The 7284-nt window shown below is 67.5% G+C and carries 10 protein-coding genes; 4 read left to right on the forward strand and 6 right to left on the reverse strand.

The genetic code is table 11. The features are described 5' to 3' along the window. Positions 1–95: 95 nt before the first annotated feature. Complete coding sequence (gene merA, locus DSP71_RS18400) at positions 96–1520, reverse strand: mercury(II) reductase (protein ID WP_036286088.1); 1425 nt, start codon at positions 1518–1520, stop codon at positions 96–98. A gap of 115 nt (positions 1521–1635) precedes the next feature. On the opposite strand from merA, the gene DSP71_RS18405 reads away from it, so the two are divergent. Next, the gene (locus tag DSP71_RS18405) at positions 1636–2025 is read left to right on the forward strand and encodes a heavy metal-responsive transcriptional regulator (protein WP_017828519.1); all 390 of its coding nucleotides are present in this window, start codon (positions 1636–1638) and stop codon (positions 2023–2025) included. A 74-nt stretch (positions 2026–2099) separates the two neighbouring features. On the opposite strand, the gene DSP71_RS18410 is transcribed toward DSP71_RS18405, so the two are convergent. From DSP71_RS18410 to DSP71_RS22535, 3 genes are all read right to left on the reverse strand, one after another. Then, positions 2100–3329, reverse strand: a complete 1230-nt coding sequence (locus tag DSP71_RS18410; RefSeq protein WP_257022287.1) for a hypothetical protein — start codon at positions 3327–3329, stop codon at positions 2100–2102. 732 nt (positions 3330–4061) lie between these two features. Beyond that, positions 4062–4397, reverse strand: a complete 336-nt coding sequence (locus tag DSP71_RS18415; RefSeq protein ID WP_060960789.1) for a helix-turn-helix transcriptional regulator — start codon at positions 4395–4397, stop codon at positions 4062–4064. Continuing rightward, positions 4387–4713 carry a tyrosine-type recombinase/integrase gene (locus DSP71_RS22535; RefSeq protein ID WP_275587390.1) on the reverse strand — a complete coding sequence of 109 codons (327 nt, stop codon included), beginning with the start codon at positions 4711–4713 and terminating at the stop codon, positions 4387–4389. The genes DSP71_RS18415 and DSP71_RS22535 overlap by 11 nt, the downstream gene beginning before the upstream one ends. A 26-nt stretch (positions 4714–4739) precedes the next feature. Here DSP71_RS22535 and DSP71_RS18425 point away from each other — a divergent pair, with 26 nt between their 5' ends. From DSP71_RS18425 to DSP71_RS18435, 3 genes are all read left to right on the forward strand, one after another. After that, complete coding sequence (locus DSP71_RS18425) at positions 4740–5144, forward strand: response regulator transcription factor (protein ID WP_051498749.1); 405 nt, start codon at positions 4740–4742, stop codon at positions 5142–5144. A gap of 105 nt (positions 5145–5249) precedes the next feature. Then, entirely contained in the window at positions 5250–5690 is a 441-nt protein-coding gene (locus tag DSP71_RS18430; protein ID WP_113681776.1) for a zinc ABC transporter ATPase, read from the forward strand. A gap of 77 nt (positions 5691–5767) precedes the next feature. After that, the gene (locus tag DSP71_RS18435) at positions 5768–6553 is read left to right on the forward strand and encodes a hypothetical protein (protein WP_101305230.1); all 786 of its coding nucleotides are present in this window, start codon (positions 5768–5770) and stop codon (positions 6551–6553) included. On the opposite strand, the gene DSP71_RS18440 is transcribed toward DSP71_RS18435, so the two are convergent. Both DSP71_RS18440 and DSP71_RS18445 read right to left on the reverse strand, forming a co-directional pair. Then, positions 6498–6953: a hypothetical protein gene (locus DSP71_RS18440; RefSeq protein ID WP_147251391.1), complete on the reverse strand. Its 456-nt coding sequence runs from the start codon at positions 6951–6953 to the stop codon at positions 6498–6500. The genes DSP71_RS18435 and DSP71_RS18440 overlap by 56 nt on opposite strands. Next, a complete protein-coding gene (locus DSP71_RS18445) occupies positions 6950–7144 on the reverse strand; it encodes a hypothetical protein (RefSeq protein ID WP_101305229.1) in 195 nt (64 codons plus the stop codon). Before DSP71_RS18445 ends, DSP71_RS18440 begins: the two co-directional genes overlap by 4 nt. Between the last annotated feature and the right edge of the window lie 140 nt (positions 7145–7284).

Here is a 7284-nt window from a genome sequence, read left to right on the forward strand (position 1 = left end):
GCTGGCCGGGGAGATCGATTCGACCCGGGCGGGCCGATCGAGGAGCGGGCGAGGCTCCAGTTTCTGATGGGGTGGATCCGCTGTCTGGCGCGCGGTCAGGCGCAGCAGGACAGCATCGACACATCGGTGGTGAAGGCCTTGGCTACGATCCGGATGCCTTCGGCCGTGGTCAGGTACGGGGCCCACGCGTCGGCGACCTCGGTGATGGTCTTGCCTAGGATGTGGACACCTGCGGCGGCGAGTTCGCCGGCGTCCTTGGCGACCGCGGTCAGGCCGAGGATCTCGCCGGTGTCCGCGTTGGCGACCATCTTGATGAACCCGCGGGTGTCCCGGTTCACCAGCGCGCGGGGCACGTACTCCAGTGGCAGGACACGGCAGTCGCAGCGGATCCCGGCCGCGATGACCTCCTTCTCGGTCATCCCGACCGCGCCGACGGCAGGGCTCGTGAATGTGACCCGCGGCATCCGCGTGTAGTCGACCGACGTGCTGGCGTCAGTGAAGGCGTTCTCGGCGACCAACGTGCCGTGCCGGGCTGCGACGTAGACGAACTCGGGGTGCCCGGTGACATCCCCAGCCGCCCAGACGCGAGGGTTGGAGGACTGCAACTGGTCGGTGACCACGACCTCTCCGGCCGCGCCGGTCTTCACTTGCACGGTCTCGAGGTTGAGCCCGTCGGTGACCGGGGCGCGGCCGAGCGCGACGAGGATCTCGTCGGCACGGAACTCCTGCACGCCGCCCGAGACCTCGGCCGCGGCGACGATCTGGCCGGTGCCCGGGTCGCGGGTGACGCGGGTGGGGATGGCGCGGCGGACCACTCGGATGCCCTCGTCGGCGAAGATTTCCTGCAACGCCTTGGAGACTTCCGGCTCCTCCTTCGACGCCAGCCGGGACCTCACCAGCAGAGTCACCTTCGAGCCGAGCCGGGCGAACAACTGTGCCATCTCCAGCGCCACATAGCCCCCGCCGAGCACCAGCAGCGAGTCAGGCACCTCGGACAGCTCCATCGCCGACGTCGAGGTGAGAAAGTCGACGCCGTCCAGCCCCTCGATGGCAGGAGCCCACGGGCGGGAGCCTGTGGCGATGAGGTAGTGGGCGGCCTCGATGGTTTCGACGGTGCCGTCCGCGGCGGTGACCTCGAGGACCGACGCATCCGGCGTGCCGGCGAACGCCGCCTCGCCCTGGCGGACCGGCCAGCCGTAGGCTTCTGCCACGTCGATGTACTTCTCACTCCGCATCGCCTCGACCAGGTCCTGCTTGCCACCCACCAGCCCGTGCATGTCTACCGGGCCAGCGGTGGCGGCGATCCCCGGGAACCGGGAGCCCGCATCCGCGGCCACGTGGCGGGCCTCGGCGGCCGCGAGCAGCGCCTTGGACGGAACGCACCCCGTGTTCACGCACGTGCCGCCCAACGTGCCGCGCTCGATCATCACCACCGACTTTCCCAGTGTGGTGGCGCGGATCGCCGCGGCGAATGCCGCGCCACCCGACCCAATCACGGCCAGATCAAACCTCGATGGCATCCTTATTCCTCCCTGGACATCTTGGAACATCCCGCTGATACACTCATCATGAACCTTCCACCACAGGGGAAGGTCAAGCACGAAATTTGCGACCAGCGAAAAGGGGGGGCGGGGAATGCGGATCGGAGAGCTCGCCGACGCGGCCGGCACCACGGCGAAGACGTTGCGGTTCTACGAGGACCAGGGGCTCCTGCCGCCGGCCGGGCGCACGCCCAGCGGCTACCGCAACTACACCGCCGAGACCATCGCCCGAATCGACTTCATCCACCGCGGCCAAGCCGCTGGACTCACCCTCGCCCAGATCCAGCAGATCCTCCACATCCGCGACCACGGCCAAGCGCCCTGCAGCCACGTCCGCGACCTCCTCGACGCACGCCTCACCGATATCGACCAGCAGCTCAGGCAGCTCCACGACCTGCGCGACACCCTCGCCGGGCTCCGCGACCAGGCCGAGCACGTCGAGCCCGACACGTGCAGCTCGGATCAGGTCTGCCGCTATCTGTAGCCAAGCCCGGGGGTCTGTCCGATAATTCAGGCAGTCCCACTGGAGGCGCAAGCGTAGCGGGAGGCCATTGGTGCTCAGGTCGAGGTTGAGCGCAGCGCGGGATAGTCGGACCATTCGCCCCCGGAGAGGCGTGCCCAGGCGGCAGCTGATGACGCCGTGATGCCGAGCAGGTCGGACACGATTCGAGGATGCAGTTGTCGGGTGAGGTCCATCAACGCGGTGACACGAGCGCTGCCGGCGAGGAGTCCTTCTTGACGGAGTCGACGGCTGAGCGGCCCGGGGGTGATCGGTCGGCCCGGGTTCCTGCCCGGGAAGAGCCAAGTGTCGGAGCGGTTGCCGTCGAGCAGCTGGACCATTGCTTCGGCGAGGACTTCGGGCAGCTCGATCGGTTCAGTTCCGACCGTCAGCGTCATGGGGCGCGCGGTCGTATCGACTTGTGCGCGGGTGATCGCTGCGATGCGGGTCAGGTGGAGCCCGTAGAACAGGACGAGCAATCCGCTGACTCGCGTCACGGGATCCATGTCGTCTCGCGTGATGAACGCGCGTGCCATCGTCCACCGATGGTCGGCGGCGTAGTCGCGCCCTTCGAGGCGATGGCTGCGGAACTCGACCCGGAGGCGGCTCAGGCGGTGCCGTCGCAGCCACCGGGTGAACGGCGCGAGGGCATCCCGTTGTGAGGGCGAACCGGTGAGGAAGCCGTCGAGAGATCGCTGCGGGTATGTCGTCAGCGTTTCGCCGCTCGCGCGGATCTGCTGCAGGAGGGCCGCGCACCGCTTCAGCGCCGCACGCACCTTCTGATAGGTGGAGCCGGATCGGACGGCCGTAGCTGGTCTGCCCCTGAGTGATCTGCCCGACGGCAGCAGCTCCCAGGTGCAGTACCGCCGTAGGAGGAGCCGGTCCTCGGGATGGGGGACGGTCGGAAGCCACCGTTGGAACCAGTGCTCGAACCTCGCCGCTTGGATGTCGAAATCGGGCAGCACGCCTGAGCGGATGAGGAGCGAGAGCAGGAATGCCACGGACTGGCCGGCGTGCGCTCTGGTCATGATCGCGTCCGCGGTGAGGGGCAGCGTGCCATCGGCGAGCTCACGGAGGACGACCGCACAGCGGCTCTTGTGCAGCCACCGCTCGAGGGAGATCGCACTGCCGTGGTGCGTCACCAGATACTCCGCGAGCGGGTGCAGCTCGGGGCGGATCTCTCCGCTGTCGTCAGCAAGCAGTTGCTGGATGGCGATAGGTCGCCGGCACTCTACGCATAGCCGGTGCTTGCGCACCTCTTCGATCGTCCCGCATCCCGGGCATGCCATCGTCACGGGAGCTCCTGCGCACTCGGCGCAGACCTTGTGCCCATTCATGAAGCCAGTGAGGAACACCTTCCGCCCGCACTCCGGGCACGGCTGGGGGCGTCGCATCGCGTAGTAGCAGCGGGCGCAGACCCGTCGGCCGTCCAGGTGCGTCGCTACGCGGCCCGGCTCCCCGCAGACCTCGCACATCTTGACCGGCGCGGTGTAGCACGCGAGACAGACGAGCGCGGGGCGACGGACGATAATCGTGGCGTTCTGCCCGCATCGCGAGCAGTCGCCGAACGACCGCGGATCGGCTCGCCAGCAGTCCCGGCAGAACCGTTGCCCATCGACGGTGCGCTGCACGGGCTGAACTCGTCCGCATCTGGCACACGCGACCGATCGGGCATTCCGTTCACAGCGCGAGCAGTGGCGACCGCCGGTCTGCGTCTTGTGAGGCATCCGAACGGCACGTCCACAGGAATCGCATGTAGGCAAGACGACCCGCCCGGCACCCTCGTTCACGAGAGCGTGGGCCAGATCCTGCACCGTCACCGGTACGTTCCGGTGTCGCCCTTCGAGGACTCCAGGTTGTTTGAGGAGTGCGAGTTCGAGACGCCGTTGGGTGAGCGGCACGGGTGCGACTTCAGCCACGATCTCAACAAGGCGCTCCACCGGGATCTCCGGCGCGATCGCGTGGACGAGCCCGGCGACCTCAGCAACCCTGGGCTCCTGCGGAGGCTTCGCCACCGCGGCCTACTTCGAGCGCGGGCGACGGATCGTGGCCCGCACGGGCCGCAGATCGCCGATCGCACCCCGCGTCGCCTCTTCACCCACCGCGACCGGGGCCGCAGCCTCCCGGCGGGTGACCTGCACGAGGTCGTCGAGCGAGCACTCCAACGCGTCGCACAGCGCGGCGAGCACGTCGATGCGAACCCGCTGCGGTGCTTGCGTCACCAGTCGGTACACCTGTTCCCGGGACAGGTCGACGCCCCGCTCCTCGAGCAACGGCTTCAGCTTGGAGGTCTGGAAGATCCCGCGCGAGGCCATCACGCTGCGGAGGCTCCATGCGGTCTCGAGCTCAACGGTCATCTGCTTCTCCTTCGATGAGGGCCTTCAATGCGTCCGCGAGTACCCGGTTCTTGAAGTCCGAGCTGACGGAGGCGTAGATCGAGGTCGTCGAAGCATGCATGTGCCCGACCTGCTCCTGGACGAATCGGTCGGCGTAGCCGAACTCGAGCAGGTGCGTCACGTACGAATGCCGGAGGCTGTGCAGAGTCAGGGCCTTTGACAAGCCGGCCTCGTCCCGCAGCTCCGCGAACCGCCGGTCGAGATAGCCGGCCGACAGTCGGGTGCGGCGTTCCGTCACCCACAGCGCGTCAAGACGGTATCCACGCCACCCGCGCAATTGTCGACGGCGGGCTGCGGAGCCGCGTGATCGTACTCACGACGTTCGACTTGGACGAGTACGCCTTCGGGGCACTCCGCGCGGGGGCGAGTGCGTTCCTCGTCAAAACTGCGACACACCAAGAACTCGTGGACGCCGTACGCGTCGTCGCTCGAGGCGATGCCATCGTGACGCCCCGCATCACACGGCAGCTCATCGACGCCTACACCGGCCGCGACCAGCCCGTCCCGGGCGGACAGGGCCTCTCGGTTCTGTCCCCCCGAGAACGCGACGTTTTCAACGCGATCGCGCTCGGCCTCTCCAACGGCGAGATCAGCCAGGCACTGCATCTCTCACCCGCAACGGTGAAGACGCATATCAACCGAATCTTCGCCAAGCTCGGCGTCCGCGACCGCGTGCAGGCTGTGATTCTTGCCCACCAGCTCGGGTAGACCATCGGTGGTCAAGCGAACTGATGCGCGAACGCGACGGGGCTGAGCCCTAGACGCCGCGGTGCCGAAGTGAGACACTTCTCTGTTCTACTTCGGGAGGTCACCATGGGCGACGATGAACCGGCGATCGATTGGGAAGGCGTCATCCGCGAGATGATCACGCGTGCGACCGAGGCGGCGCCCACCGAACCGGGCGTCTACAAGATGCCGTGCGGTGAGTGTGTGGTCGATTTCTTCATCACCGCTGAGGGCGAGGAACGCTGGCTCGTCGCCGGGGACGACCGCTCCTACACTCGTGAGACCGTCGCGATCGCCCGTCACGGAGACCACCCCTGGGAGCGTCTCTACACGCTCGCTGACGCGGCAAGGGAAGTGGCGCGAGTCGCCGCCGCGAACGGCGGCGACATCGACCGAGTACTCGAGGAGCTGGTCGAAGCAATCGACGACCGCGAGGTCGAGCGGGTGGTGCGTGAGCGGGATGGCATGAGCGGTGAACCGCTCGAGGATCTGGCGGCGCGCTTCGGGGTCGACCTCGATGATCTCTAGGAACATCTACACCCGTCTAGCGAAACGATAGATATCCCTAGATTTCTCGAGGGCCACGCTCATCGAAGGAGGCCGGTGTGAGCCAGTATCCGTGGTTTGACTTCGACCAGGTGGACTTCGTCACCTCGGACCAGCACTTCAGCCACGCACGGATCAGCGAACTCGCCGACCGCCCGTTCGCGACCGTGGAAGAGATGAACGCGGAGCTGGTGCGACGGTGGAACGAGGTCGTGGGACCGGACGACATCGTCCTTCATCTCGGTGACCTCGCGCTCGGACCGATCGAGGAATCTGTCGGGCTGACCGAGCACCTGAACGGGCGACGATTTCTCGTGCCCGGCAACCACGACCGAGTTTCGCCGGCAACACAGTCAAGGCGCGCGATCGAACGATTCGCCCCGCTGTACGAGGCGGCCGGGTGGAGCATACTCCCCGAGGTCATCGAGGGCACCCGCCGCGGGTACCGGATCCTGGCATCCCACTATCCCTACAGCGGCGACTCGCACGGCACCGACCGGCATACGACGCACCGCCCACGCGGCGACGAGGGCGTTCCGCTGCTGCACGGTCACACGCATGCCCGCGATCACGGCCCCCACGGGCACGAGTTCCACGTCGGCGTCGACGCCCACGACTTCACGCCCATCCGCTTCACCGTCATCGACGAATGGATCCGCAGCCTGCCGGACATCGAGACACGACTGCAGGCCGCAACTCGGGAAGCGCGCACCGTGCTCGCCGATATCGTCGGCGGCGAAACCCCGGGCTCGGACGCGCTGTTCTACACACAGGGATACAACGAGCTCGTCATCGTTCTCGAGGAGCTTCTCGCCGCGCTCCCTCCCGACGAGGCGGACGGGTAGCCGGGAACAGGTCGCCGTTCGCGGTGGGGCCGGATCGGAGAGTGCGCGTCTCGGTCCGGTAGCGCACCCATCCCTGCCTTCGCCAATGCACCATCACGAGGCTCCGGACTGCGCGTGACGACCACGCCTCCTCGTGGTCGGCGTAGTCGGGGTCTTGTGCGGCGAGCTCGGTGAACAGCTCGCGGAACGTCGGCGGTTCGCCGTGCTCGCGGGTGTACCGGTGGATGATCTTCACAGCGCGACGCGCCCAGCTCGGCGCGCTCTTCGCTGACGTGAGCTCGGTGAACAGCGGCGCCAGGTGAGGTGCCGACCACGGCTTTTCGGTCCACCCGGAGTTGTTCCACTGCATCGTGTCGGGCTGGAGGACCGGCTCGCCATCCTCGGTAGAGCCGGGGCTCACCGCCGCGCCTCGGGGTCGACGGACGCGCGCAGTGAACCAGCGGGCGTGGTCGGCGGGGAGCTGAGCTCAGTCTGTGACCCGGCGTCCTCCGTCACGGCCATCAGCGCCGCGGTGTACTTCTCCCCTGTCACCTTCATGCGCTCCCGTGCTGCCCGTTGCAGACGACTGGAGGTCCGCTTCTTCTCGGTCATGATGCCTTCTTCTCTTCGGTAGGTGATGTGGTCTGGGTATGGGGGTCGGCGGCGAGGGCGCGATGGAGCTCGCGAGCGAGCCGTTCGCCGAGTGGGGTGAGGCGCATCGGCCTGTTGCGTGCCGCGGCAACGAACAGGCC

Origin of the sequence: Microbacterium sp. H6 (genome assembly GCF_003314775.1) — a bacterium.
GTDB lineage: Bacteria > Actinomycetota > Actinomycetes > Actinomycetales > Microbacteriaceae > Microbacterium > Microbacterium oxydans.

Excerpts from the sequence above, each read along its gene's own strand:
- merA (WP_036286088.1), bottom strand. The coding sequence starts at position 1,520 with ATGCCATCGAGGTTTGATCTGGCCGTGATTGGGTCGGGTGGCGCGGCA.
- DSP71_RS18405 (WP_017828519.1), top strand. The coding sequence starts at position 1,636 with ATGCGGATCGGAGAGCTCGCCGACGCGGCCGGCACCACGGCGAAGACG.
- DSP71_RS18410 (WP_257022287.1), bottom strand. The coding sequence starts at position 3,329 with ATGGCATGCCCGGGATGCGGGACGATCGAAGAGGTGCGCAAGCACCGG.
- DSP71_RS18415 (WP_060960789.1), bottom strand. The coding sequence starts at position 4,397 with ATGACCGTTGAGCTCGAGACCGCATGGAGCCTCCGCAGCGTGATGGCC.
- DSP71_RS18430 (WP_113681776.1), top strand. The coding sequence starts at position 5,250 with ATGGGCGACGATGAACCGGCGATCGATTGGGAAGGCGTCATCCGCGAG.
- DSP71_RS18445 (WP_101305229.1), bottom strand. The coding sequence starts at position 7,144 with ATGACCGAGAAGAAGCGGACCTCCAGTCGTCTGCAACGGGCAGCACGG.